Origin of the sequence: Plantactinospora solaniradicis, from assembly GCF_042658085.1 — a bacterium.
Lineage (GTDB): Bacteria > Actinomycetota > Actinomycetes > Mycobacteriales > Micromonosporaceae > Plantactinospora > Plantactinospora solaniradicis.
In genome coordinates, this window is sequence record NZ_JBHSPR010000020.1 from 94,013 (window position 1) to 120,034 (window position 26,022).

Below are 26,022 nucleotides of genomic sequence, written 5' to 3' on the forward strand. Positions count from 1 at the left end.
GACTCCCCGTCGATCCGTCCGTTGATCCGTCCGGAGGCGCGACGACGCCGTCGGCTGATCGCGCGAAAAACGCCGTCGGCTGATCGTCAGGGGACGACGCGGGTACCGGGAGTGTCGCCCGGCAGCCCGGACGAGTCGTCCGTTCCCGGCGGTACGGGGGTGCTCGCCAACACCGAACCGTCGGCGGAGTACGCCGTGACGGTCGCGGACTGGTCCAGTGGCACCGTGACGGTGCCGGCCTTCGACGAGTCCAGTGGAACCGGAACGGGTGTCCCGCCGCCGATCGTGACCGAGGCGGTAGCGGCGTCGGCCGGGGCCACCACCATCACCTTGTCCGTCCGGGTCTGCGAGCCTTCGGCGCGCAGCCGCCATCCGATGGGCCGCCGCTGCGCACCCTCGGCCGGCAGCAGCAGCCGCATATCCGTCCAACGGGACCCGTCGGTGCCGCTCCGCATGACGTACGCGATGACCCCGCCGTCGGTCGGCTGCACCGTGAACAGCGCGGCGGTCTGGCCCTGCACCGGGCCCGACCAGAGCAGCCGTACGGCCACCCCGGTCGGCGGGAGGCAACTCTCCTCGAGCGCCGTCGAGATGAAGTCCGTCAAGATGGTTCGGTCCAGTTCCGGCCCTCGGGCTCCCTGCACGGCGGCGTCGAGCACCGTGTCGGTCGACTTACCCGGAAGCCCGAACGACGGCCCGAACGCACCGCCGGCCAACCGCTCCTGGTGGACGAGATCACCGTCCCGGGTCACCCGGGCGAGGAGGCCGGACGGCAACCGTGACGGCGGCAGGACCGCCACTGCGACCCCGGACCCGTCCGGAACACCCATCTGCCGGGGCTCGACTCTGCCGCTCGGCGAGTAATGGGGTTCCCCGATGATCGTCACGGTCGAGTCGGGCGGTCCGATCGCAATCGCGAAGCCGCCGTCCTCCGGGGTGGCGCGCAGGAAGGCCAGCACGGAGGGGTCGGTGTTCTGCTCGCCGCCGCTCTCTCTCATCTGTCGGGCATCGGCACCGGTCGGTCCCTCGTACCAGAGGAAGTGCCACTCGGTGCCGGAGCCGAGCCGGAGTGGGGCGAAGACGAGCCCGAGCCGGACTCCGGGCCGGTCGCTGGCGTACACGATCCGGATCTCCTTCCGGTCCGCCACCTCCCACCGGCCCCTGCCCTGCGGGTCGTCGAACCCGTCGACCTGCTCGCGGAAGGCGGTCAGCCACGCCCGGTCACCGGCGAGCGAACCTCTGGTCGGTCCTTCGGCCAGTCCCGACGGTGCCGAGGCGGTCTCGATGCTGGACGGCCAGCCCGGCAGCGGGACGACGTTGGCCTGGACACCGACGGCGGCGGCGACGAACCCGGCGACGACCGCGAGAGTTCCCAGCCGCCGGGTCCGGCGGTGCCGTACCTCACGCTTGGCGAATCCCGGCCACGGATCTTCGAGTACGCCGATGCCGCTCGCCTCCCGCTGCAACGTGTCCCGGAGCGTCGATTCCACAAGGTCCTCGGTCATGCTGGTTCTCCCTGGAGGCGTACCGGTGGGGGCGGAGCGGTCGGGGCGAACTGGGCCCGCAGTCGGGCCAGGCCCCGCGACGCCTGGCTCTTCACCGAACCGACCGAGCAGCTGAGAATGCTGGCGGTGTCCGCCTCGCTGAGGTCCTCGAAGTAACGCAGCACCAGAATCGCCTGGGTCCGGCGCGGCAGTTGCCGCAGCGCCATGACGAGTTGTTGCCGCTGCTCCACCCGGGCGTACGCGTCGGGCACCGGCTCGGTGTCCGACGCCAGCAGTGGCACCTCGACCGGCCGGCGTCTCCGGCGCCAACTGATCGCCGTGTTGACCATCACCCGGCGTACGTAGACCTCGGGCGCGTCCTTCCGGAGAATCCGCCCCCAGTGCCGGTGGGTCTTCTCCAACGCCGACTGCACCAGGTCCTCGGCGGTGCCCCGGTCACCGGTCAGCAGGTAGGCCGTCCTGGTCAACGGCCCCCACTGCTCCCGCACGAACAGTCGAAACTGTTCCTCGTGTTCCTCGTGTTCGCGTTTAGCCACGCCACCTCCAGGTCATCCGCAGCGTGTCGCTGCTCGGATGCGAGGTAGACGCCTCCGGCCCCCGCCGGGGTTGAGTGTGGACGCGGTCGCCGTCACACGGGAGGGTGCCCGATCCTGTCTCCGGGGTCCGGCCCCGTCAGGGGGCGACGATCTCCCGGACGAACGCCCGCCAGGCGGGCTGGTCGAAGGTCAGCACCGGCCCCTGCCGGTCCTTGCTGTCCCGTACGCCGACCACACCCGGCGCCAGCTCGGCGGCGACCTCGACGCAGTTGCCGCCGTTGGAGTTGGAGCGCGACGACTTCCGCCATGCGGGGGTGCTAGCGGTCATATCCGTTCACCATCTTCGAAATCGCGTCGTGGGTCAGATTCCGGGGTAGTGCCACCGAGCGTACTCCGTCCCAGACCCGCGTCAGCGCGGCGACCTGTTCGGGATCGGTGATCACCCGGCCGGCCAACTGGTCTTCCAGGAACGCCACGTCGGCGCCGTCCTCAAGCGACGCCAGGGTGAACGGGCCGCTCTGCCCGACGTAGAGCCCGGCGGAGAGCGGCACCAGGTGCAGCGAGATCCGGGAGCGCGCGCCCAGGTCGAGCAGGTGCCGCAACTGCTCCTTCATGATCTGCGAATCGCCGCGCAGCAGGGCCACCTCGTCGATCACGAACGTCGTCAGCGGCGGGCGGGGGCCGTCGAGGATCGCGGCCTGCCGCTCGAACCTGACCGCCAACAGTTCCTCGGCCTTCTCCGGGTCGAGCAGGCCGCCGGCCAGCACCGCCTGGGCGTACGCCTCGGTCTGGAGCAATCCGGGAACGTAGAGCGGTTCGTATGTTCGCAGTGCCAGCGCCTCGCGCTCGTATTCGCCGAACGGCCGGAACCAGTCCGGCGCGTAACCCTTCCGGGCATCGGCGGCCAGACCCGCCATGAGATCGCCGGTGCCGAACAGCGCATCCAACCGTTTCGCCGTATCCGGCTTCGGAATGCGGCGATCGGTTTCGAAGGCGGCGATCAACGACCCGGAGACCTTGATCGCGCTGCCAGCCTGCTCCTGGGTGAACCCCTGGGACGACCGGAAGTGCCGCATGACGCGGGCGAGCGAACTACCCATGTCGGTTACTCATTTCTACCCGTCCTTACCCGGCTCGACGGAATCCTTACGAATCAGAGTTGCGCCACCGGCATCTTCCCGCGCCGTGGGCGGACAGTCCAGGGTGGAATTAGCGGAACCGCTCCCCGCGATATACGCAAGGGCGGAACCGAGCGGGAAGCGCGCGACGGCAATCACCGCGCTTCCCGCATCCATTCCGGAAGGAGGAAAGATCAATGTCTCGCCGACACCGACTGGGGATACCGCACCACCGCGCGTGGTATTTCCTGTGGTATTTCTGCGCCTGCGGACGCCGCTGGCCCGGCCCCCACTGCCTACCCAACTCGGGGCGACCAGCCACCCCGCCGTACCCCCGCCCGGGGCAACCTGGCAGACCGGCGTACCCCCGCTCGGGGCGACCTGGCAGACCGGCGTACCCGGGATCCGGCCCGACTTGGACGCCGCCCACGCCCGATCCGCTTCCCCGGGCCGGTCACGGCCAGCCGACGACCATCCGCGATCTGGTCGGCTCGTCGGCCCAGCCGACCCCGGTCAGCCGACCGCCCCGGGCCAGCCGGCTGACGAACCGCCGGGCGGTCGGCGCCAGCGCGGCCGGGTCACACCTGCTCAACAGCCGCTCCGGGCAACTGAGCCCCGGGCAGCCCGCACCCGTCCGCAGTACCGAACGGATATGACCGCGCCGACCGGTCCGGCGTCGGAGCAGCCGTACCCGGAAGGCAGTGTCACCGCAGCGGGCGGCGAGCCGATCTGGCGGCCCTATGCCCGCTTCCGGGCGCACACGGCGACCCGGCCGGCCTTCCGGTGCCGCGCCTGCGGCGCCCCGTGGCCGTGCCAACCCGCCCGGCTGTCCCTACTGCTCGCGTATCGCGGCGACCGGATCGGACTGCTCGTGTACCTGGCCGGACAACTACACCGGGCGCTGCACGATCTGCCCAACCTGGACCCTGCCCAACTCTCGACCCGTTTTCTCGGCTGGGTTCCTCGATCATGAGGCCGGGGTGTTAAGAAGGGCCCCTTCCTATGCAGAAAGCGATAAGAAGGGGCCCTTCCTTACAGTCTTACGCTACGACGGAGCGCAACGGAATTCCCGCCGCGCGGATTTCGCGGACCAGGTCGCGGAGGAATGGGTGTTCGTCCGACGACAGGCCCTGTGGGTTGGGGATGGTGAGGTAGGCGGAATCGTTCGCCGTGGCCGTGCGGGCGTCGGCGGTGTGGCGGGTGACGATGGCACGGGTGCGGTCGAGGTCGGTGGCGGCCACCTGGATGGTGATCGGTCGCCACTCGCCGCCGAGGTTCTCCGGTGCCGGTGCCGCGGCGGCGCTGGCCCGAGCCGGCGGTACGGCCGGAGCCGTTGGCCGCGCGTTCGGTGACGGCGAGGCCGCCGAGGCCGGGCGTGGTGCCAGCAGTGCGTTCGCCACCAGGTGCAGGCCGGACTCGTTGTACGCCCGGAACAGTGGGTTGAACGCGAACAGCACCGCCCTGCCCGCACCGGTCGGCTCGTCGACCAGCGCCACCGTGCCCTTGAGCGCGTCCGCGTGCACGGTGTACCCGTTGAGCCAGAACCGGTCGTCGGTCGGGTACGTCAGCACGTTCGTCCCGGTGGTGCTCGGGCTCAGGATCGAGTCGTTGTTGTTGAACTCGAAGTCCTCCGCCGGTCGGCCCAGCCCGACCGGGCTGCTCCGGTCCACGTCGACCCGCAGGTGCGAGCCGATCACCGTGTAGTCGGTCGGCTTCGCCACCTCGGTCGTCGAGGTGAGTCCGGCCGACCGGGCCATCCGGGTGCCCTGGTTGCGCAGCCCGAGGTAGGTGCCTCCGCCGGCCACCCAGGCCCGCAGGTTGGCCTGACCGGCGGCGGTGAGCCCGCCGGTCGCGCTGCTGCCGTCCGGTACCAGCAGGACGCTCCGGCCGGTGAACGCCGACGTGTTGTCGTTGATGTCCGCCGTGGTCACCGGCTTGAGGTCGAGGCCCCACCGCTTGCCGAGCACGTACCGGGCCTCGCCGTGCGAGCCGGAGGTGGTGGAGATGCCGGTGCCGGCGTACAGGCCGACGTCGGGCAGCGCCAGCGCGGTCCCGGTCGCCGGGGTCCGGCGAGGGGTCAGGGTCACCCCGAAGGACTCGGCGAGCCGGTCGCGGGTGCCGGTGAGGCTGGCCGCCGGCAGGGTGACGACGCCGGTGGCCTGGTCCCGGCGCAGTGCGACGCCCGCGCCGAGGAGCGTGAAGGTGAGTTCGGCCGCCGCCGCGGAGTCGAGCGGGTACGCGTACGAGCCGTACTTCGGCGCGCTGCCGTCCCGCCCGCCGTCGATGTCGCGGACCCGCTCGGCCTTCGGGGAGAGCCGGTCACCGGTGTAGACCGTCCGCACGCCCATCAGCAGCGGGTTGCTCCAGGACGACACGTCGTAGAAGTACGGGAACGGGACGTACGGGTCCTCGCCCATGATCGCCTGGATCCAGTGCTTCTGCGGCTGGTCCATCGGGATCCAGTAGGCGCCCTCCGGCACGGTCAGGTTCCGGGCCGACCGACCGCCGAAGATCCGCGCGTTCGGCACCTTCACCGACCGGGTCAGCTCGTACACCTCGACATCCATCCGGCGCAGCCGCTCGACGAGCTGCCGTACGTCGCCGAGCTGCCGGTCCGGCAGCAGGAAGTACGACCGGATCGTGACGTCCGGGACCGGGAACTGGACCTCGTTCGTCGGCTGGACCACCTCGTTGGGCTGCAACGCGCCGGCCCGGCCCTCGGCGAGGGCGTCCTTCCAGATGTCGTAGTAGCCGGACAGCACCTCGCGCTTGTTGGCCGAGGCCCAGCCGAGGGTGGCCCACTGGGTGTTGAACTGCTGCTGCACCCGGTCCTGGACCGCCGACGAGCTGCCCTTCTCGTACGTCATCCCGGCGGCACCGAAGCCGGTGGTCGGCACCGTGTCGCCGTAGCCCATGAAGAACATGTCGTAGGTGTCGTAGTTGAAGTAGCACTCGGCCGTGACCGTCTCGGTGCACGCGCCGTTGTATCCGAAGCCGGCGGCGTTCGCCGCGCCGATCCGGTCGATCCAGTCGACCGCCTCGTCGGCGATCTCGTGGTGGATCGGGTCCGCGTTCGGCGGGAAGAAGTACTCCCGGCCACCCATCTCGTGCGCGTCGATGTAGACCTGCGGCGGGTACTGCCGGAGCATCTCCAGCTTGGCGTCGGTCTCCGGCTGGGTCCGGGCGAACCAGTCCCGGTTCAGGTCGAAGCCGTACTCGTTCTGCCGCCGGGTGGCGTCCCGGCCGTCCGGGTTCTGGGTCGGCACGATGATCGTGACGAGGTTGTCGTTGCGCTCCCGTACGTCGCAGGAGAGGCCGGCGGCCAGCTCGTACAGCGTCTTGAGCGCGGCGTCGGCACCGGACTTCTCGCCGCCGTGCACGTTGCCGGTGACCCAGACGATCGCCGGGCCCTTCGCGGCGGTCTCCGCCGCCTTCCGGTCCGACAGCTTGCGGGGGTCACGCAGGTCGCGGATCTCCTCGGCGATCTCGGCCAGCTCGCCCCGGCGCAGGTGCGCCGAGTCCGAGACGATCGCGTACGGCATCGACTGGCCGAGCACGCTGTTGCCGAGGTTGCCGGTGATCACCCGGTCCGAGGCGCCGTCCACGGCGCTGAGGTAGGAGCGGATCTCGTCGTCGGTGACGACCCGTTCCTGGCCGACCCCGAGCGGGAAGCCCAGATGGGTCTCCGGACTCGGTACGTCGGCCAGCCGGGCCGCCGGGTTCTGGCTGCAACCGTTCGGGCCGGACGGCCCGCCGGGGTGGGCACCGGCCGGCGTGCCGGGCAGCAGGGACAGCGGGGCGAGCAGGAGCGCCGCGACGGCGGTACCACCGAGTCGCCGGGCCAGGACCGAGTTCGGGGGCTTCGGAGGGAAGTACGGGGGGAACTTCAGAACGGTCATCAGAAGTTCGCGTTCCCTTCTCTTCAGAATCGGCGTAAGGGTGGCTCGGAGCCTATGATCAGGCATTTCCGGCGGTCAAGATCTTGGAGGACGGCGGCACGACGCCGGTCACGAAGCACGCCTACCAGCCAAAATCGGGGGAATAGCCTCGACGTCCGTCGTCGACCGGAACCACCGGTCGGGCGGTCACACCTCGATCGGAGCACCATCGGAGGGGTCGGCCACCTGGCCAGCCCACCCCTCCCGGTCGCCGGTCGGCCCGCTGGCCAGGCCGCCCGCCGGTGGTGGGGCCGGCTGTGAAGATGCCGACCGAAGGTGCGCCGGGAAGCGCCGTCCGCGTAGGCTCAGCGCTTGTCGTCCCTCGCGCGGGCAGCCGACTCGCCGACCGCGCAGCCGCGACACCCAGGTGAACAAGGCCCACAATGTCCGACATCGGTGCTCTCCTCCGGCGCCGACCTCCCGACCGCGACGCAATGAAGCGCCGCCACTGCGAGCGGAGAACACAGGCGTGACGATCCCGTACCCGAGCACTCAGCCCATGCCGACGATTCCGGCGGTGACTCCGCCCTCCGGGGCCGCCCGACCGCGACTGACCTTCCTCGGGACCGGCTACCTGGGCGCGACGTACGCGATCTGCTTCGCCGAACTCGGCTACGAGGTGATCGGGTTCGACGTCGACGCGGAGAAGATCGCCAAGCTGGCCGGCGGTGAGGTGCCGTTCCACGAGCCGGGCCTGGACGAACTACTCAAGCGGAACCTGGCGGCCGGTCGGCTCCGGTTCAGCACCGACATCGCCGAGACCGCCGTCTTCGGCGACGTCCACTTCATCTGCGTCGGCACCCCGCAGCGGGCCGACGGGATGGGCGCCGACCTGTCGTACGTCGAGGCGGCGGTGACCGGGCTGTCCCAGCACCTGATCCGCAAGGCCCTGATCGTGGGCAAGTCCACGGTGCCGGTCGGCACGGCGGAGTGGATCGAGCAGCTCGTCGGCAAGCACGCCGCCGCCGATCTCGGAGTCGAGGTCGCCTGGAGCCCCGAATTCCTCCAGGAGGGCTTCGCCGTCGAGGACGTGCTGCGCCCGAACCGGATCGTGGTGGGCGTCAAGACCGAGTGGGCGAACGGGATGCTCTACGCCTCGCACAAGGGCGTCTTCGACCTCGCCGCCACCGAGGATCGCGAAGTTCCGCTGGTGGTGACCGATTTCGCCACGGCCGAACTGGTCAAGGTGGCCGCGAACGCCTTCCTCGCCACCAAGATCTCGTTCATCAACGCGATGGCCGAGGTCTGCGAGGTGGCCGGCGGGGACGTCACCCAGCTCGCCCGGGCGATCGGCTACGACCCCCGGATCGGCAACCGGTTCCTCCAGGCCGGTGTCGGCTTCGGCGGCGGCTGCCTGCCGAAGGACATCCGGGCCTTCCAGGCGCGGGCCCAGGAACTCGGTGCCGGCGAGGCGCTGCGCTTCCTGCACGAGGTGGACCTGATCAACCTGCGCCGCCGGAGCAGGGTGCTCCAGCTCGCCGCCGAACTGCTCGGCCGCCGGTACGGTCCGGCCGGTCCCGACCTGTCCGGCACCCGGGTGGCGGTACTGGGCGCCACCTTCAAACCCAACTCCGACGACGTCCGGGACGCCCCGTCGCTCGCCGTGGCCGCCGCGCTGGCCAAGGCCGGTGCCGACGTGCACGTCTACGACCCGCAGGGCATGGAGAACGCCCGTCGGGAGCGCCCCGAGCTGACGTACGAGGCCAGCATGAACGACGCCGTACGCGGTGCCGACCTGGTCTGCGTACTGACCGAGTGGGCCGACTTCCGCAACGCCGATCCGGTCGCGCTCGGCGAGCTGGCCTCGGGGCGCCGGGTGGTCGACGGCCGCAACTGCCTCGACTCAGGACTGTGGACCCAGGCCGGCTGGGAGTACCGGGGCATGGGCCGCCCGTAGCCGTGCTCGGCTCCTAACGGAGTCACCGCAGGGCTCCTAACGGAGTCGCCGCAGCGCTCATAGCGGAGTCGCCGCAGCGCGACAATCATGAATTCGACGACGACTTGCCGGCCGTGGACCCGAACAGGTCCACGGCCGGACTCTTAGGATCTCCTCAGTCGGGCATCGCACGCGATCGGGGGCTGTTCAACGCTTGCCCGACTTGGGCATGCTTCGGTGGAAGCCCGTGATGCGACGTCAGCGCCGGCTGGAGGGGGTGCCGTGAGTACGTACCAGTGCTCCTCGTGTGGCCGGGAGATCGAGCCGGCCCCCCGATGCCCGCACTGCGGGGCCGAGCAGTCAGAGCGGCTGGACGACCTGGCCCGGATCGAACGGTCGATCGCGGAGATGAAGATCCGCGAGGCGGCGATCGCCAAGGAGCAGAAGACGATCGCCTCCCAGATGCAGGCGGCGCTGTTCCAGCGGGACATCCTCTCGCACGCGGCGGACCAGCGGCGTAAGCAGAGCACCAAGCCGCGCCGGGTACTCCGCCGCAAGGCCAACCGCCGGAGTCCGGCGGCGGCCGGTCCGATGACCCCGACCCCACCGACGGTCACGCCCAGTTCGCCGCCGCCCCGGGTACCCCGGCAGCCGAAGGGCGGCGGAGCGGACCGGATGACCCCGCCGGCTCCGCCACCCCCGCCGTCACCGGGCGCGGAGCCCACCTGGGACGAGGGATCGACGGCCCGCCCCGAGGCATCGACCCGCGAGGTCCAGAACATCCTGCTCGGGCTCGGCGCACTGCTGCTCGGCATCGCGGCGGTGGTCTTCGCGGCCGTGGCCCTCAGTTCGCTGGACGATTTCAGCCGGGTCGCCATCCTGGTGCTGGCGACCGCGCTGATGCTGGCCGTTCCGCCCCGGGTGGCCCGGCGTGGCCTGGTCGCCACCGCCGAGACCGTCGCGGCGGTGGGACTGCTCCTGGTGCCCCTCGTCGGCTACGCCCTCTGGACGGTCAACCGGTTCGGGGACAGCGGGCTGCCCGGGTCGGTCTTCGCGGGGCTGGTCTTCCTGCTCAGCGCCGTCGTCGCGGCGGCGTACGCCGCAGCCACCGGCCTGAACGCCCCCCGGTACGCGGCGGTGCTGGCCGTCCAGCCGATCCTGCCGCTGCTGGCGTACACCTGGCTGCGCGGTCCCACCGGCTGGGCCGTGGTGCTGACGGCGGTGGCCGTCGGCAACCTCTATCTCAGCCGGCTGTTCACCGACGACGGTCGGTTGACCGGCTGGCCCGCCCGGTTCCGGTTCGGCCCCGCCGCGCGGGAGTTCGGCCCGGCCGGTTCCGCGGAGTTCCGGACCACCGGCCCGGCGGTCCGGACGCCGGGCGGCCCCGACCGTCCAGGCCGGACCACCGGCCCGGACGGCCCCGAACCACCGGAGCAGGACGGCCCCGGACCGGATCGGCCGGAGACCTTCCCGGAGGAGGCGGACGCGGTCCTCCAGGTGGATCCGGAACAGGGCGGTTCCGGCAACCGGGTCCGGACCGCGAGTGCCCGCCCCACGCCGACCCCCTGGGTACGAGAACTGACCTGGACGCTGCACGCCCTGGCCTTCGCCGCCGCCGTGGTGTGCGCGGTCGCCGCGCTGGTGAACGCCGACACCGTGCCGGGTGCCGCCCGCGCCGGGACCGCGCTGTTACTGGCCGCCGTCGTGGGCCTGGTCGGCGCGCTGGCCCTGCGCCAGCCACCGTTGCCGGACATCGGCGCCGCCATCCTGACCCTGGCCGTGATCGGCGCCGCCGGCCGGGTCGCCGCCGTCGCGCTGCCCGGCCGGGCCCTGGTGGTGATCGCCGCCGTCATCGCGCTCACCGGACTCGGCGTACGGGCGGTACCGGAGGCGGCCCGCCGCGGCCCGCAACTGGCGTCGGCGGCCGCCCTGGTCGTGATCGGCGTGGTGGTGGCCGGCGGCGCGCTCCGCGCGGCGATGGCACCGATCCGGGCCGCTCTGCCGGTCTGGGAGGCCGACCTCGCCGACTATCCCGGAACGCTCGCCGCCGGGGTGGGCGCCACCTCCTGGCAACTCGTCGCGACCGCCTTCCTGCTCACCATCGCCGCCGTGCTCTCGTCACCGCCCGAGATACGCCGCGAATTCGCCGTGGTCGGTGCGGCGCTGACCGCGCTGGCGATGCCGGCCTCGCTCGGCCTGCCCTGGGCGGCGGCCCCCTGGCCGGCGGTGCTGACCGCGATCGGCATCGGCCTGGTCGGCCTCTCCGCCGACACCCGGCGCGGCGCGCTGGCCCATGCCGTAGCCGCGGCCGGGGTGGGGCTCGCCGGAGCCGCCACCTCGGTGGCCCGCCCCGGACTGACCGCCGCCGCCCTGTTCGCTCTCGCCGTCGCCGGAGCGCTGATCGCGGCGGCGCCGCTCGTCCGGGCCGCCCCGCTGGGCCAGTCGGCCGGGCTGGTCGCCGACTGGGCGGCCGGCGGCGCCGCGTTCGCGTTCCCCGGCGCGGTGGCGGCGTTCGTCGCCGCGACCGTGCCGGTCGACCCGACGCCGACCGTGTCCTCCGTCCGCGAGGCCACCGAGCCGGTGCTCGCCGCCAGCTTCCTGGCCGTCTGCGCGGTCCTCTGCTACGCCGCGGTCACCCAGGTGGCCCAGCGGCGGATCAGCCCGCCGTTGGCCCTCGGCACCGGGCTCGGCGCGCTCGCGGTGACGGCGGCGGCCTTCGGCGCCCCCGGCGCCACCCTCGCCGACGCCTGGGTCGGCGGACTGCTCCTGGTCAGCGCGGTACTGCTGGTGCTGGCGCCGTCGATCGACGCCGGCCGGCGGGCCGACCGGCTGCTCGACGGCTCCGACATCGCCGCCGCGGCGGTGACGGCCGCACTGGTAGGCACGCTGGCCAGGATCGCCGGAATCCTCGGCGACGGTGTCGAACTCGCCGCCGCCGCGTTCCTGATCCTGGTCGTCGCCGCCGGCATCCGGGCCATGCCGGCCGACTGGCGCCGGGGTCCGATCCTCGGCATCGCGCTGACCGGCGGCGTCGTCGCCCTGATCGCCGGCTGGACCGCGCTGAGCGGCGGATTGCGGGTACTGGCCACTCCCGGCCGGCTGTGGGAGGCCAACCTCGCCGACTGGCCGGTCGGTGGGGCCGGCAACGGCTGGCAGGCGCCGGTCGCCCTGGTACTGCTGGCCGGAGCCGCCGCGATCGCGCTGCCCCGCCCCTGGGCGTACGACGTGGCCGGCGTCTGCGTCGGGCTCGCCACCATCGGCGCCCCGGCGGCGCTGGGGCTGCCCTGGTGGTCCCCGATCGTGGTCGGCGGCGCGGTCGCCACCGTCTACGGGGTCACCGCGGTCGTCGCCGCCGATCCCCGGGCCGGGCTGGCCCGGGCCACCGTCGCCGCCGCGGTCGCCGTACACGCCGTGGGGGCGAGCCTGGTCCGGCCGTGGACCACCGCGGTCGCCCTGGGCGTGGTCGCCCTGATCGGCGTCGTCGTCGCCGCCCTCGCCCGAGCGGTCGGTACCCTCTCCGGCCCGGCCGAGGAGGCCGAGTCCTGGACGTTGCCGCCGCAGACCGCCCAGATCGGCGGGCTCGCCGCCGGTGGTGCCCTGTTCGCGCTCGCCGGCTCACTCGCCGCGCTGGCCGCCTCGCTGGGCTGGCCTGCCGAGGTCGTCGTCCTCGCCAACCTCGGCGCGGCGAGCCTCGGTGTCGCGGTGGTGGCGCTGGTCCGCCGGCAGGTTCCGCAATACCTGCCGTACGCCACGATCGGCATCGTCGGCGGCGCGACGGCGACCGCGATCGCGGCGCTCCTCGCCGGCCTGCCGTGGGGCGTGTACGCCGCCGCGGCCGTCCTGCTCGGCGTACTCGCCGAACTGGTCCGGGCGGTCACCCCGGCGCCAACCCCGCTCCGTGAGCCGATCCGCCGCTGGTCGGTGATGCTCGGCGGGGCGATGCGCCGGCTGCCCGAGCCCGCCCGGACCGGCCGCTGGTCGGTCAGTCCCGCCGTCGGGGCGATGGTCGCCGCCACCGTGCCGACCGCGCTGGCCGTCGCGGCACTCGCCCCGGCCCTGGCCACGGCGTTGGTCGAGCCGTACCAGATCCTCAGCCACATCTGGGACGGTCCGCCGGCCTCGCTTCTCGGCGCCCCCGCCGGTGTCGTCGACGGTGGCGCCAACGTCCTGGCGGCGCTGCTGCTGACCATCGCCGCCGGACTGGCCGCGACCGGGTTCAGCGGGGGCCGACCGGCCCGGGCGATTCCGGTGGTGCTGCCGGGGGCCGCGATCACCCTGCTGATCACCCCGATCTCGCTGGGCATGGGCTGGCCGCACAGCACGATGGCCGCGCTCGCGGTGTTCACCCTGGCGATGCTCGGACTGGCGCTGACCCCGCCGCCGCCGGACGCCGAGGTGGCCCGCTCCCTGCGGCTCACCCGGATCCTGGTCTTCGGCATCGGGATGGCGGCCGGCGGCGCCGGACTGGCCGGCGCGCTGGCGACCCGGCAACTGACCCTGTTCACCCTGGGCGCGGCGGTGGGAGTCGGTGCCGTCGCCGCGCTGGGCGGCCGGACCCAGAACGCCCGCATTCTCGGCTGGCTGTTCGCCTCGGTGATGGCCCAGACCTTCGTCTTCACCACGGGGCTGGTGTTCGGCCTCGACCCGGCGTGGTCCGCGTTCGGGGTGCTGGCGGTCGGCGCGATCCTGCTGCTGGTCGCGGCGATGCTGCCCCGGCTGCGCCGCCCCGAGGCGATGCGCGAGGCGAACACCGTGGAGTGGAGCGGCTACGGGGCCGCGCTCATCGCCGCCGCGTTGGCCTACGACTCGCCCCGGCACATCGCCGCGCTGCTCGCCGCCTGGGGCGCGGTGCTCGGGATGGCCGCCGTACGGCCGTACCGGAACCCCACCGAGCGGCGCACCCTGTTCTGGTCGGCGGTCGCCTGCGAGATCATCGCCTGGTGGCTGCTGATGGCACTGGCCGACGTCGCCCTGCCGGAGGCGTACACGCTGCCGTTCGCGGCGCTCGCACTGCTGGTCGGACTGCTGGAACTCCGGCACCGGTCCGACCTGAGCAGTTGGGTGGCGTACGGCCCGGCGCTGGTGGCGGCGTTCCTGCCCACCATGGTCATCGTGATGACCGGCAACGACAGCGCGCTGCGGCAGGTACTGCTGCTGCTCGGCGGGGTGGCCACGCTGATCTTCGGCTCCAACCGTCGGCAGCAGGCTCCGGTGATCATCGGTGCGGTGGTCACCGCGCTCGCCGCGCTCCGGGCGCTGTTCAGCTTCGGCCCGTGGCTGGTGCTGATCCCGGTCGGTCTGCTGCTCCTCGCGTTCGGCGCCAACAACGAGAACCGCCGCCGTACCCAGGAGCGCTTCCGCGCCGTACGCGGCATGCGCTGAGCTGCGCGGCATGCGCTGACCCCGCACTGGAGAAGTGTTAAGAAGGGCCCCTTCTTCTACAAAAAGCGATAAGAAGGGGCCCTTCCTTACAGTGCTGCTTTGAGTGCGGCTTCCTTCTGCGCGACGAGTTCCTCCAGCTGGGCCTGGTACGCCGACATGCGGTGCCGGAGCGTCTCGTCGGAGGCGGCGAGGATCCGTACGGCGAGCAGGCCGGCGTTGCGGCCGTTGCCGATGGAGACGGTCGCTACGGGTACGCCGGCGGGCATCTGCACGATGGAGAGGAGCGAGTCCAGGCCGTCGAGGTGCTTGAGTGGCACCGGGACGCCGATCACCGGGAGTGGGGTGGCGGCGGCCACCATGCCCGGTAGGGCGGCGGCACCGCCGGCACCGGCGATGATCACCCGGATTCCCCGTCCGGCGGCGGCCTTCGCGTAATCGATCATCTTGACCGGGGTGCGGTGCGCCGAGATGACGCCGACCTCGTAGTTGACGTCGAACTCGGTCAGGGCCTCGGCGGCGGCGCGCATCGTCGGCCAGTCCGAGTCGCTTCCCATGATCACGCCGACCGGGGGCGCCGCCTGCCTCATGCCCGTCCCTCCCGTAGCCACCATGCCGCCCGGACGGCACGGGCGCGTACCTTCTCCAGGTCGTCGCCGAGCACCGTGACGTGCCCGATCTTCCGGCCGGGCCGGACCTGCTTGCCGTAGAGGTGCACCTTGACGCCCGGATCCTCGGCGAACAGGTGGTGCAGCCGCTCGTCGATCGACATGCCGCCGTCCGGACCGCCGAGCACGTTCGCCATCACCACCACCGGCGCGGTCAACGCGGTGTCCCCCATCGGGTAGTCGAGGACCGCCCGCAGGTGCTGCTCGAACTGGGAGGTACGGGCACCCTCGATCGTCCAGTGCCCCGAGTTGTGCGGTCGCATGGCCAGCTCGTTGACCACCAGAGCGGGCTCGCCGTCGGCGCCGGTCACCTCGAACAGCTCCACGGCGAGCAGCCCGACCACGCCGAGCGAGGTGGCCAGGTCGATCGCGAGCTGCTGGGCCCGCAGCGCCACCTCCTCCGGCAGTCTCGGTGCCGGGGCCAGCACCTCCACACAGATCCCGTCGGACTGCACGGTCTCCACCACCGGATACGCCGCGACCTGGCCGAACGGCGAACGCGCGACCTGGACGGCCAGTTCGCGGCGCAGCGCGACCCGTTCCTCGGCGATCAGGTCGGTACCGGCGGCACGCAGCGTGCCGACCAGTTCGGCCGCCTCGGTCGGGTCGGAGACGACCCAGACGCCCCGGCCGTCGTACCCGCCCCGGGCCGCCTTGAGGACCACCGGCCAGCCCAGCTCCGTACCGAATTCGACCAGTTCGTCCGGTTCGGTCACCGGGCGCCAGCGCGGGACCGGGGCGCCGAGTGCGGCCAGGCGCTCCCGCATCGCCCGCTTGTCCTGGGCGAAGATCAGCGCCTCCGCCGGCGGGTAGACCACGACACCGTCCACCGCCAGGGCCCGGATGTGCTCGGTCGGCACGTGCTCGTGGTCGAAGGTGACCACGTCACAGCCGGCCGAGAACTCCCGCAGCGCGGCGAGATCGGTGTGCTGGCCGTACCGGACGTCGGAGGCGACCAGCGCGGCACCGTCTTCGGGACCGAGCGCGAGGACGCGGAGCGACTGACCGAGGGCGATCGCGGCCTGGTGGGTCATCCGGGCCAGTTGGCCGCCGCCCACCATGCCGACAACGGGCAGACCCGTGCGGGAATCCATAGCGGGCGCAAGCCTAACCTCCGCCGGTCCGAAGCTGCGCCAGCAGGTCATCCGGGGTGGTCACGGGCCGGTCGCAGACGAACCCCCGGCAGACGTACGCGGTGGGTACGCCGTCGACCATCGGGCGGTCGGCGAGCAGGGGTACGCCGGGCTGCCCGGAACTGCCGGCCACCACCACCGCGCCCGGTGGGGCGTTCCGGTGTGCCACCGCGAGCAGCGGGTCACCGGCCGGCTCGGCGGTGACGATCGCGATCTCGTACGGGCCGGAGAGCAGCGCCTCGCCGGTCACGGCGGCGTACCCGGTGAACCGGGCGTGCCGGGCGACGATCGGCGCCACCGTGCCGAGTGCCGTCTCGGCGGCCTTCCGGTCGCTCGGCTCCCCGGTCAGCGCGGAGTACGTCACCAGCGCCGCCACCACCGCCGACAGCCCGGACGGGGTGGCGTTGTCGGTCGGGTCGGCCGGTCGGCTGATCAACTCCTCGGCGTCGTCGGCGGTGTCGTAGAACCCGCCCTGGCCGGTGCCGAACCGGGCCAGTGCGGTGTCCAGCAGCTCACCGGCGAGCCGCAACCAGCGCCCGTCCCCGGTGAGCTGGTGCACGGCGCAGAACGCCTCGGCGACGCAACCGTAGTCCTCCAGTACCCCCGCTGGCTCCCCGACCTGGCCGTCCCGGGAGACCCGGCGCAGCCGCCCGTCGACGAGGTGCCGGTCGGCCAGCACCTCGGCGATGGTGACCGCCGCGGCTGCGGTGACCGGGTCGGCGGTGAGGGTGGCGTACTCGACCAGGGCGGTGACCGCCAGGCCGTTCCAGGCGGCGACGATCTTGTCGTCCCGGGCCGGCTGTGGGCGCCGGTCCCGCGCCTCGCGGAGCGCGAGCCGGACCCGCTGCCAGCGTTCCCGCACCTCGGGATCGGCGTCGTCGATGTCCCGGGCCAGCCGCAGCACGCTCGTTCCGTGTTCGAAGGTTCCGGCGGTGGTGACGTTGAACAGGTCGGCGGCCCATGCGCCGTCGTCCGCGCCGAGCGCCAGGGCGAGCTGCCCGGGGGTCCAGGCGTAGGTGGCGCCCTCGACGCCCTCGGTGTCCGCGTCCAGCGCCGAGGCCAGGCCACCGGTGGGAGTGCCGAGGTCGTCCAGGAGGAAGGCGGCGGTCTCGGCGGCGACCCGGCCGGCCAGCTCGTCGCCGGTCAGCCGCCAGAGCTGGGTGTAGACCCGGAGCAGCAGCGCGTTGTCGTAGAGCATCTTCTCGAAGTGCGGCACCGTCCAGTGCCCGTCCACGGAGTAGCGGGCGAAGCCGCCGGCGAGCTGGTCGTAGATGCCGCCCCGGGCCATCGCCTCACAGGTGTGCCGGACGATCTCCAGGTCCCGGACCGAGCGGGTGCGCTGGTGGTGCCGGAGCAGGAATAGCAGGTTCATGTGCGGGGGAAACTTCGGCGCTCCGCCGAATCCGCCGTTGACCTCGTCGTACTCCTGGCCGAGCTGGTCTGCGGCGGCGTCGAGCAGGTCGGCGGTCAGCGGTGCGGTCGGACCGCCGATGGCCTGGGCCCCGGCGAGCGCTTCCACCACGGCGGCGCCCTGCCGCAGCACCGCCTCCCGCTGCCCGGTCCAGGCCTCGGTGACCGACTGGAGCAGCCGGACGAAGTTGGGCTTCGGGTAGTACGTGCCGCAGAAGAACGGGGTGCCGTCCGGGGCGGCGAAGACCGTCATCGGCCAGCCGCCCTGGCCGGTCATCGCCTGGGTGGCGGTCATGTAGACGGCGTCGACGTCCGGCCGCTCCTCGCGGTCCACCTTGATCGCGACGAAGTTGTCGTTGATCAGCTTGCCGACGGCCTGATCCTCGAACGACTCGTGGGCCATCACGTGGCACCAGTGGCAGGCCGCGTAGCCGACCGAGATCAGCACCGGTACGTCCCGACGGCGCGCCTCGGCGAACGCCTCCGCCGACCAGGGCCACCAGTCGACCGGATTGTCCGCGTGCTGGAGCAGGTACGGGCTGGTCGCACTGGCCAGTCGATTCACCCGACGACCATAACCTCCCCGACCCGGCACCGCCGTTCGTACCGGCGTCGCGTGCCGGAGATGCCCGCGCCGGCGGCGGTCCCGCCGGGCTCGTCGCGCCGGCCGCTACCGGGCGGGTCTGCAGCCCCGCCCGGTGGCTCAGCCGCCGAGACGCCGAGACGCGTAGACCTTCATCGCGTCCCGGACGAACTCGGCGAAGCCCCGGCCGTGCCGGTCGTAGTTCGCCGCGAACCGTGGGTCCTCGACGTACATCTCGGCCAGTCCGACGAAGTACTCCTTCGACACCGGGTTCCCGGTCTCGGTCAACCACTCGTACTGCCGCTGTGTGATCGCCTGGACCTCGTCGCCGTCCACCGCCAACCCGGCCGCGCTGGCCCGGCCGAAGTCGGCGGCGATGTCGAGTTGCCGCTGCTGGAACGCCCGCTTCTCGGCATCGCCGAGCGAGCGCCACCAGCGGTCACCCCGCTGGTACGCGTCCCGGCCCCAGCGCGACGTCACCTCCGGCTCGTACCGGGTGTGGTCGAATCCCTCGAACACTTCCTCCACCATCAGTTGTTCACCTCCCTCCACCTTGCGCAACGTGGTGCGTACCGACTCGATCTGTCGCCCGATCCGGGTCCGTTCCTGTTCCAGGATCCGCAGGTGGGTACGGAGCGCGACGGCGCCGTTCCGCTGCCCGTCCAGCACCCTGCCGATGTCGGGCAGGCTCAGTCCCAGCTCGCGGAGCAGCATGATCCGCTGCAACCGGAGCAGGCACTCCTGGTCGTAGTAGCGGTAGCCGTTCCGGCCGATCCGGCTCGGCGTCAGCAGCCCGATCTGCCCGTAGTGGCGCAGCGTCCGGCTGGTGGTGCCGGCCGAACGGGCGATCTCCTGGATCGACCATTCCACCGTCGTCCCCCATCCCCGATCTCGTCGTCCGGGGATAACGGTAGAAGTTGACGTAACGTCAAAGTCAACCCCGATGGGCTAGCCGGGGGCGGGCAGCGTCCGACAGAGCGCCGGTGGGAAGTCCGCCCGCACCCTCAGGACGTCGGCACAGCCCGGCGCGGTGGTCCGGAGGATGGTCCGCCAGCCCGCCTCCTCGAAGCGCATGAAGTACCGGTACAGCGCCGGTGGCGCGGAGCAGCCGGGGCGGCCGCCCGCGCCGCACTGCGTGCTGTTCAGGTTCAGCGTCATCACCAGCCAGGCGCCGTCGCACGCTTCCACGTTCCGCGAGCTGTTCCGGGGTACGTCCATCCCCTTGATCGCCGCGAGCACCCAGGTCGAGTCGCAGTGGTCGGCCGGTGGCGTACAGCCGAGGTTCGGGTCGCAGCGCCGGTAGCCGGCCCCGTCCGGCGCCCAGGGCTCGTTGTTGAGCACCACCACCCGGTTGCCGATCGGGGTGGACGAGGTCAGCCGGGCCACCCCCGGGACCTTGCTCAGGCAGCCGTTACGCGCGTCGGCCCGCGCCGAGTCGAGCACCACGTTGGCGTAGATCAGCCCGTTCTCCTCGGTGTAGTAGTCGGTCCGGGGGTTCCGGGCACATTCCGGATGGCCGGCCAACATCTCCACGTCGATCAGGAGGGTGCGCGGATCGGGCCCACGCCGTACGCCCGTCACCTCGGCCTGGTACGTGCTCCAGACCGCCGGACCGGCCGCGGTGGTGGGCGGCACCGGAGTCCCCCGGGTGCCACCCGCCCGGGCCAACGCCGCGCTGCCGAGCCCGGAGGCGGTCGTCGGGTCGCCGTTGGGCATCCGGGTGCCGATCACCAGTACGGCCACCAGGTGCTCCCCGGCCCGCCCGACGTAGTACGCGGCGGTCGCGTCGCCGTCGGAATAGGAGCGCAGGACGAGCAGCCCGGCGTCGTCCTCCGCGAGCACCTTCCAGTCCTCGCCCTCGGCCGGGCGGCGGCAACGGGACAACTCGTCCCGCAGCACGTCCATCGCCTCCTGGGCGAGCCCGGCCGGATACCGCGCCACGTACTCGTAGATCCGGTACTGGCCGACGGTCGCGTTGATCGTGCGCTCGGCCAGCGGCTGCGGACCGTCCGATGCCGACCCGGGCGAGGCGGACGGTCCGGTCGCGGCCGGAGTGGTCGGTCCGGACGCGGCCGGAGTGGCCGGGCCGGTCACCGACGCGGCCGGAGTGGCCTGTCCGGTCACCGACGCGGCCGGAGTGGCCGGTCCGGTCACCGAGGCGCACGGTCGCGGTGGCAGCGGATGGGTGCCGTCCGGACCGCCGGAGGAGATCGTGGCGCCACCCAGGTCGTCGCTGCTCAGCATGACCTCGTCCGGAATGCCCGACGACCCGCCGCCGGCACCGGGCCCGCCGGCACAGCCGACCATCGTCACCGCCACGACCAGCGCCGCGAGCGCCACCGTCGATCGCCTGACCCTCGATCGCCTGACCCTCGATCGCCTCACCTGGCCGCCTTCGATCTCCCCCATCGGGCCAGTCTCGCCTATGGCGTCCATCGCACGCCTGGGCCCGGCTACTCAGCCGTGGCCGACGGGACCGCTACGAGGCGCCGTCGGCCCGGAGCGGAAAGATCCGGGCCTGGGCGGAGTCGAGCAGCGAGCGGAGCACAGCGACGATCTTGTCCGAGGGCATCGGCCGGAAGAAGTGGTAGCCCTGCGCGGCCGTACAGCCCAGCTCGGCGAGTGCGGCCCGCTGGTCGGCGGTCTCCACCCCCTCGGCGACCACCCGCAGACCCAACTCGCGCCCGAGGTCCACGGTCGTACGCACGATGGCCGCGGCCTCCGGCGACTCCGCCATCCGCATCACGAACGACCGGTCGACCTTGAGTTCGTCGACCGAGATCCGGGTCAGGAAGGTCAGCGACGAGAAGCCGGTGCCGAAGTCGTCGACGGCGAGCTGCACGCCCATCGCGCGCAGCGCGGAGAGCACCTCGTCGATGACCTCCAGCTCGCTCATCACCACCGTCTCGGTGATCTCCAGAACGAGTCGGCGTGCCGGTACCTGGTGCCGGCGCAACGACTCGGCCACCTCGGCCGGCAGGCGCGGGTCGAGCAGGCTACGGGCCGAGAGGTTGATCGAGATCGGGACGTCGAGACCGTGCCGCGCCCAGTCGGCGGCGACCCCGAGGGCCTTGTCGACGACGTACCGGGTGAACGCGCCGAGCAGTTCGCTGCCCTCGATCGTCCGGACGAAGTCGATCGGATTCAACCGGCCCCGACGGGGGTGTCGCCAGCGGATCAGCGCCTCCACCCCGGTCGGCTCCCCGGTGGACAGGTCGACCGCCGGCTGGAGGGCCAGTTCGAGCTGGTCGTCGACGTCGAGCGCCTCCCGCAGCTCGGCCAGCAGGGCGAGCTTGTCGGTGCTGGCCGCGTCCCGGGCGCTGTCGTACGAGGCCACGCTGCCGCCACCCTGCTTCGCCTGGTACATCGCGATGTCGGCCCGGCGCAGCAACTCGGTCATGTCGGCCGTACCCGCGCCCGCGACCACCACCCCGACCGACACCTCGACCGACATCCGTACCCCGGCCACCTCGATCGGGGTGGCGAGCAGTTCGACGATCTCGCGGGCCCGCCGCAGCACGTTCGGCGTCGGCGACCGCTCGGCCACCGTGGTCGACTCGGACAGCACCGCGGGCGACGGGATCAGCAGGGCGAACTCGTCGCCGCCGAGCCGTCCGAGCAACTCGCCCGGCCGGACCAGAACGTCCAACCGGTCCGCAGTCACCTGGAGCAACTCGTCGCCGGCCGCGTGCCCGAGGGTGTCGTTCACCTCTTTGAAGTGGTTGATGTCGAGCAGCAGCAGCGCCACCGGATGATCGTGGCCGAGCTGGTGCAGCGCGACGTCGCCCTTGCTCAGCAACGCCGCCCGGTTGATCAGGTTGGTCAGCGCGTCGTGCACCGCCTCGTACGACGACCGCGCCGTCACCAGCCGCAGCTCACGGTTGGTCGCCGCGTCGTGCAGCGCGGACGCCAGCGCGTCGCCGAAGGCCGACAGGGCATCCTGTTCGCGCTGCTGCGGCGCCACCGCTCGGGGCAGCCGGACCCGCAGCTCGCCGACCTGGACGGTGCCGACCATCAGCGGTCGGATCAATTCCTGGTCGGTCCGCTCGCCGGCCCCGGTCCGATCCGTCCCGACCAGATCGCGGTGCACCACCGGCCGACCCGGCTCGCCCCGGTAGCGCCGCCACCGGCCGTCGCCGCGGAGCACGTCCACCTCGACCCGCTCCGCCCCGAACAGGGCCAGCGGGCCGGTCACCCCGGCCGTCGCGACGCCGTGCTCGTCGAGCTGGTTGAGCGCGCCGGTGGCCTCGGCAAGGGCCCGCCAGGCGCGGCGCTCGTCGTCGGCCCGCAGCCGATGGCTGTACGTCTGTTGCAGCAGCCACAGGACGGGCGGCAGGAGCAGCAGCCAGCGCGGGTCGTACTCGACCACGGCCACGACGGCCAGCCCGACGAGCACGTTGCCGACGAACATCAGCAACTTGCCCTGAAGTGCGCGCAGCAGCGCCGGCCTCAGCGCCACCGCGTGCTTGAGTGACAGGGTCAGCCCGGCGATTCCGGCGGTGGCCAGCAGGTAGGTCAGCGACCCGACGGCCAGCGCGGCGATCAGCTGCGGCGTCAGGCCGGCGGCGACCGGCACGCTCAGTAGGTCCGTGGCCGAGGCACCCAGCACGACGATGGTGCCCAGGGTGGTGGCGGTGGCCAGCGCCACGCCGGTCGCCAGCGCGACGGTGGTGTGTACGGCATCGAGCACCGAACGCTGGTCGACGAAGATGGTCATCAGCGCCCAGGCCAACCCCGCCCCGACGAGGGCGGCGGCCGGCAGCCAACCGGGCGGGACCAGGGAGAGGCCGATGATGAACGCCGCCTCGCCCCAGGTGACACTGACCATGCCGGAGCCGACCCGGAACCTGAGCCGGAAGAGCTGCGCGATCGCCACCACCGCGGCGGCGGTGCCGAGCCGGGCCAGTGCCGGCAGGGGGTCGTCCGCCGGCAGTTCCGTGGGGATCAGGAACCCGGCCACGGCGCCGCCCAGCGCGAGCGCGAGCATGGTGAAGGTAAGCACGCGCACCCGGCGAGGTGCCGCCGCGATGCCGACCAGAGCAAGGAGACGTCCCGGTCGGCGACCCGAGATCACGGATCGCCGCCGTTCGTCAGCCGTCGTTGCGCGACGTGTCCGGCCCGCGTATGGCGTTGGGCGTCGGGTCTGGTAATCATCGGCGCCCCCTCCCGCGCACGGTGCGGGGACTTTTGGTCCCCGGCGGAAGGCTAAGCCAATCCGATTCGGCGCAACAGAGGGCGCCGGGTCGGATTAGCGTGAATCATGGCGCGGAAGGGCCGTTCCGGTCCAGGTGAGGGGTATTGGGAGCGCTTCCACCAGATTCCTCCGGCGTGGTCGCCCCGGCGGGTTCGGAACCGGCCGGATCCGACTCGTCCGGCTCGTCGGCCCGCTGCTCCGGAAACCGGTCGGGCAACCGGCGCAGCCGGGCGTTCATGTTGCGGATCAGCAGCACGGTGGCGATGGCCAGCACGGTGATCATGAAGAGGCCCATCGGCCCTGCCAGGCCACCGGTCCGGGTGTCACCGAAGTTGTTCTCCGCGAGCACCTGTGCAGCGGTCAGCATGGCAGGGATCCTCCGATGTGCGGTCTATCCACTCCCTTACGGTACGCCTGTCACCGGTCAGCGGGCATGCATGGTCTCGCGTACCCCGGCGAACAGGTCGGACTCGGGCATCGGGCTGTCGACCACCGAACGGACCAGCTCGAAATCCTCGGTCGGCCAGGCCTGCTGCTGCAACTCCATCGGAACGTGGAACCAGAAGCCGTCCGGGTCGACCTGGGTCGCGTGGGCCCGCAGCGCGTCGTCCCGGACCGGGAAGTAGGAGGCGCACTCGACCCGGGTGGTGATCCGCGGCCCCTTGTCGGGCCGCCCCTCCCAGCGCTCCAGCCACTCGGCGTACGGCGACTCCTTGCCGAGGGCCAGCATGCCCTCGTGCAACGCCGTGATCTTGGCCTTGGAGAAACCGATGTCGTAGTAGAGCTTCAACGGCTGCCACGGTTCGCCCAGTTCAGGAAAGCGCTCGGGGTCACCTGCCGCGTCGAACGCCGCCACGCTCACCTTGTGGCACATGATGTGGTCGGGGTGCGGGTAGCCACCCTCCTCGTCGTACGTGGTCACCACGTGCGGCCGGAATTCGCGCATCAGCCGGACGAGCGGGCCGGCCGCGACCTCCACGTCCTGCAACGCGAAACATCCCTCGGGCAACGGCGGCAACGGATCCCCCTCGGGCAGCCCCGAGTCGACGAATCCCAGCCAGGCCTGGTCGACGCCGAGGATGGCCCGCGCCGAGTCCATCTCCGCCCGGCGGATCTCGGCGATGTTGGCCCAGACGTCCGGCCGGTCAAGTTTGGGATTGAGTACGCTGCCCCGCTCGCCGCCCGTACACGTGACGACGAGGACCTGCACGCCTTCGGCGACGTATTTCGCCATGGTCGCCGCACCCTTGCTCGACTCGTCGTCGGGATGGGCGTGGACGGCCATCAGACGTAGCTGCTCTGCCAACTCCGGTGTGCTCCCTCGTCGCGCCTGGCCGGATCGGCTCGTCCCGACGAGCCGTCCGACCCTCTCGCCGGCCTGCGGCCCCGGCCGGCCGTTCCGCTATTGAACGACCTGCCACACTCGGCCCCGCCGGCGGCTGAGAAGATGGACTTACCCATTCTTGCCGATGCCACCGACATCAGTCCCAGGAGATCCCCGCCGGTGCCCGAGACGCCCGCCACATCCGCACCTGCCGCCCCGGTGTTCCCACCCGGCCGGTACGGCCACCGACGCGCGCCCCGACAACGCCGGCCCTGGGTCGCGGGCCTGCTGGTGGTCGCCCTGCTGGCGGTGATGGGAGCGGTCTCCTACCGGCTCTACCGCCAGTACGGCGACCCGAACTACGACGCTCAGGTGATCACCTACACCGAGATCACCGAGTCGCAGCTGGTGCTCGACTTCCGGGTCACCGTACCGGCCGGCGGCTCGGCGGTCTGTGTGGTCCGGGCCCGCTCCCGGGACGGCGCCGAGGTCGGCCGCGACGAGGTGCCGGTGACCGCCGAGCCGGGGCAGCGGCACCTGACCGCCCGGCACCGGCTCGCCACCACCGGCCGGGCGATCCTCGGCGAAGTCGTCCGGTGCCGCCCCGCCAGCTAGTTAAGGAAGGGCCCCTTCTTATCGCTTTCAGTAGAAGAAGGGCCCCTTATTAACACCCCACGCCGACGCGGCGGCGACCGCGCGGTGGCGCTCCGGCCCCGGGGTGGCGATAAATCACGTGGCGTCCGGTGTGTAGCGCACTGGTAACTTGGTAATTCGTCCCTGTCCGCGCACGACTACCCGAGGAGATCGTCTGTGTCCACGACCGACCGCGCGGCGGCCACCTGGCTGTCCCAGGAGGCCTACGACCGGCTGCAGGCGGAGCTCAACGAGCTGATCGCCGCCCGACCTGCGATCGCCGCGGAGATCAACGCCCGGCGCGAAGAGGGTGACCTCAGGGAGAACGGCGGCTACCACGCCGCCCGGGAGGAACAGGGCAAGCAGGAGTTCCGGATCCGCCAGCTCCAGGAACTGCTCCGCACCGCCCAGGTGGGCGAGGCACCCAGCGCGGACGTGGTGGCACCCGGCTGCGTCGTCACGATCCACTTCGACGACGACACCGACGACACCGAGACCTTCCTGCTCGGCTCCCGGGAGATCGCCGCCACCACCGACCTGACCGTCTACAGCCCGGCGTCAGCCCTCGGCAAGTCGATCCTCGGCTCCCGACCCGGCCAGACCGTCACCTACACGGCACCCAGCGGCGCCGAAATCAAGGTCACGGTGGTCCGGTTCGAGGCGTACGGCGCCTGAGCCGACCGGCGCCCGCCTGGCCGGGGCTGCCCCCGCACGGCCGGCGATCT

19 protein-coding genes are annotated in these 26,022 nt (G+C 72.1%); 5 read left to right on the forward strand and 14 right to left on the reverse strand.

The annotated features are described in order from the left end of the window. Positions 1 to 86 precede the first annotated feature (86 nt). The 5 genes from ACFP2T_RS24795 to ACFP2T_RS24815 all read right to left on the reverse strand — a co-directional run bounded on the left by ACFP2T_RS24795 (position 87) and on the right by ACFP2T_RS24815 (position 3,751). The gene (locus tag ACFP2T_RS24795; protein WP_377425351.1) at positions 87 to 1,505 is read right to left on the reverse strand and encodes a hypothetical protein; all 1,419 of its coding nucleotides are present in this window, start codon (positions 1,503 to 1,505) and stop codon (positions 87 to 89) included. Further along, positions 1,502 to 2,041 carry a SigE family RNA polymerase sigma factor gene (locus tag ACFP2T_RS24800; RefSeq protein WP_377425352.1) on the reverse strand — a complete coding sequence of 180 codons (540 nt, stop codon included), beginning with the start codon at positions 2,039 to 2,041 and terminating at the stop codon, positions 1,502 to 1,504. The genes ACFP2T_RS24795 and ACFP2T_RS24800 overlap by 4 nt, the downstream gene beginning before the upstream one ends. Positions 2,042 to 2,177: 136 nt before the next feature. Further along, positions 2,178 to 2,369 carry a DUF397 domain-containing protein gene (locus ACFP2T_RS24805; RefSeq protein ID WP_377425353.1) on the reverse strand — a complete coding sequence of 64 codons (192 nt, stop codon included), beginning with the start codon at positions 2,367 to 2,369 and terminating at the stop codon, positions 2,178 to 2,180. Then, positions 2,359 to 3,141, reverse strand: coding sequence for a helix-turn-helix domain-containing protein (locus ACFP2T_RS24810; RefSeq protein WP_377425354.1), 783 nt, complete (start codon positions 3,139 to 3,141; stop codon positions 2,359 to 2,361). The genes ACFP2T_RS24805 and ACFP2T_RS24810 overlap by 11 nt, the downstream gene beginning before the upstream one ends. A gap of 472 nt (positions 3,142 to 3,613) precedes the next feature. Beyond that, the gene (locus ACFP2T_RS24815; RefSeq protein WP_377425355.1) at positions 3,614 to 3,751 is read right to left on the reverse strand and encodes a hypothetical protein; all 138 of its coding nucleotides are present in this window, start codon (positions 3,749 to 3,751) and stop codon (positions 3,614 to 3,616) included. Positions 3,752 to 3,811: 60 nt separating this feature from the next. Between ACFP2T_RS24815 and ACFP2T_RS24820 the strand changes: the two genes are divergently transcribed. Then, a complete protein-coding gene (locus ACFP2T_RS24820; RefSeq protein ID WP_377425356.1) occupies positions 3,812 to 4,132 on the forward strand; it encodes a hypothetical protein in 321 nt (106 codons plus the stop codon). Between the two features lie 67 nt (positions 4,133 to 4,199). On the opposite strand, the gene ACFP2T_RS24825 is transcribed toward ACFP2T_RS24820, so the two are convergent. Next, positions 4,200 to 7,058, reverse strand: a complete 2,859-nt coding sequence (locus ACFP2T_RS24825; protein ID WP_377425357.1) for a M14 family zinc carboxypeptidase — start codon at positions 7,056 to 7,058, stop codon at positions 4,200 to 4,202. A 508-nt stretch (positions 7,059 to 7,566) separates the two neighbouring features. Here ACFP2T_RS24825 and ACFP2T_RS24830 point away from each other — a divergent pair. Both ACFP2T_RS24830 and ACFP2T_RS24835 read left to right on the forward strand, forming a co-directional pair. Further along, the gene (locus tag ACFP2T_RS24830) at positions 7,567 to 8,994 is read left to right on the forward strand and encodes a UDP-glucose dehydrogenase family protein (protein WP_377425358.1); all 1,428 of its coding nucleotides are present in this window, start codon (positions 7,567 to 7,569) and stop codon (positions 8,992 to 8,994) included. A gap of 261 nt (positions 8,995 to 9,255) precedes the next feature. Then, positions 9,256 to 14,355, forward strand: a complete 5,100-nt coding sequence (locus ACFP2T_RS24835; protein WP_377425359.1) for an SCO7613 C-terminal domain-containing membrane protein — start codon at positions 9,256 to 9,258, stop codon at positions 14,353 to 14,355. An 86-nt stretch (positions 14,356 to 14,441) separates the two neighbouring features. Here ACFP2T_RS24835 and purE read toward each other — a convergent pair whose 3' ends face one another. The 8 genes from purE to mca form a co-directional block, all read right to left on the reverse strand. Continuing rightward, a complete protein-coding gene (gene purE, locus ACFP2T_RS24840) occupies positions 14,442 to 14,942 on the reverse strand; it encodes a 5-(carboxyamino)imidazole ribonucleotide mutase (protein ID WP_377425361.1) in 501 nt (166 codons plus the stop codon). Then, on the reverse strand, positions 14,939 to 16,114 hold the full coding sequence (locus tag ACFP2T_RS24845; RefSeq protein ID WP_377425362.1) for a 5-(carboxyamino)imidazole ribonucleotide synthase: 1,176 nt from the start codon (positions 16,112 to 16,114) through the stop codon (positions 14,939 to 14,941). The genes purE and ACFP2T_RS24845 overlap by 4 nt, the downstream gene beginning before the upstream one ends. A gap of 13 nt (positions 16,115 to 16,127) precedes the next feature. Further along, a complete protein-coding gene (locus ACFP2T_RS24850; RefSeq protein WP_377425364.1) occupies positions 16,128 to 18,128 on the reverse strand; it encodes a thioredoxin domain-containing protein in 2,001 nt (666 codons plus the stop codon). A 138-nt stretch (positions 18,129 to 18,266) separates the two neighbouring features. Then, positions 18,267 to 19,016, reverse strand: coding sequence for a MerR family transcriptional regulator (locus ACFP2T_RS24855; RefSeq protein ID WP_377425366.1), 750 nt, complete (start codon positions 19,014 to 19,016; stop codon positions 18,267 to 18,269). Between the two features lie 78 nt (positions 19,017 to 19,094). Further along, positions 19,095 to 20,486 (reverse strand): RAD23 family protein, encoded by a 1,392-nt coding sequence (locus tag ACFP2T_RS24860; RefSeq protein ID WP_377425367.1) that lies wholly within the window; start codon positions 20,484 to 20,486, stop codon positions 19,095 to 19,097. Between the two features lie 139 nt (positions 20,487 to 20,625). Next, complete coding sequence (locus ACFP2T_RS24865; RefSeq protein WP_377426181.1) at positions 20,626 to 23,133, reverse strand: putative bifunctional diguanylate cyclase/phosphodiesterase; 2,508 nt, start codon at positions 23,131 to 23,133, stop codon at positions 20,626 to 20,628. A gap of 271 nt (positions 23,134 to 23,404) precedes the next feature. After that, positions 23,405 to 23,707 (reverse strand): hypothetical protein, encoded by a 303-nt coding sequence (locus tag ACFP2T_RS24870; protein ID WP_377425368.1) that lies wholly within the window; start codon positions 23,705 to 23,707, stop codon positions 23,405 to 23,407. A gap of 57 nt (positions 23,708 to 23,764) precedes the next feature. Continuing rightward, positions 23,765 to 24,646 (reverse strand): mycothiol conjugate amidase Mca, encoded by an 882-nt coding sequence (mca, locus tag ACFP2T_RS24875; protein WP_377425369.1) that lies wholly within the window; start codon positions 24,644 to 24,646, stop codon positions 23,765 to 23,767. Positions 24,647 to 24,844: 198 nt separating this feature from the next. Between mca and ACFP2T_RS24880 the strand changes: the two genes are divergently transcribed. Together ACFP2T_RS24880 and greA are read left to right on the forward strand one after the other, a co-directional pair. Then, positions 24,845 to 25,279 (forward strand): DUF4307 domain-containing protein, encoded by a 435-nt coding sequence (locus ACFP2T_RS24880; RefSeq protein WP_377425370.1) that lies wholly within the window; start codon positions 24,845 to 24,847, stop codon positions 25,277 to 25,279. Positions 25,280 to 25,474: 195 nt separating this feature from the next. Then, positions 25,475 to 25,972, forward strand: coding sequence for a transcription elongation factor GreA (gene greA / locus ACFP2T_RS24885; protein ID WP_196200524.1), 498 nt, complete (start codon positions 25,475 to 25,477; stop codon positions 25,970 to 25,972). Positions 25,973 to 26,022: the final 50 nt, after the last annotated feature.

Coding starts and splice junctions, on each gene's coding strand:
- ACFP2T_RS24865 (WP_377426181.1), bottom strand. CDS start 23,133: ATGCTCGCGCTCGCGCTGGGCGGCGCCGTGGCCGGGTTCCTGATCCCC.
- ACFP2T_RS24820 (WP_377425356.1), top strand. CDS start 3,812: ATGACCGCGCCGACCGGTCCGGCGTCGGAGCAGCCGTACCCGGAAGGC.
- ACFP2T_RS24795 (WP_377425351.1), bottom strand. CDS start 1,505: ATGACCGAGGACCTTGTGGAATCGACGCTCCGGGACACGTTGCAGCGG.
- ACFP2T_RS24845 (WP_377425362.1), bottom strand. CDS start 16,114: ATGGATTCCCGCACGGGTCTGCCCGTTGTCGGCATGGTGGGCGGCGGC.
- ACFP2T_RS24825 (WP_377425357.1), bottom strand. CDS start 7,058: ATGACCGTTCTGAAGTTCCCCCCGTACTTCCCTCCGAAGCCCCCGAAC.
- ACFP2T_RS24870 (WP_377425368.1), bottom strand. CDS start 23,707: ATGCTGACCGCTGCACAGGTGCTCGCGGAGAACAACTTCGGTGACACC.
- ACFP2T_RS24805 (WP_377425353.1), bottom strand. CDS start 2,369: ATGACCGCTAGCACCCCCGCATGGCGGAAGTCGTCGCGCTCCAACTCC.
- purE (WP_377425361.1), bottom strand. CDS start 14,942: ATGAGGCAGGCGGCGCCCCCGGTCGGCGTGATCATGGGAAGCGACTCG.
- ACFP2T_RS24810 (WP_377425354.1), bottom strand. CDS start 3,141: ATGGGTAGTTCGCTCGCCCGCGTCATGCGGCACTTCCGGTCGTCCCAG.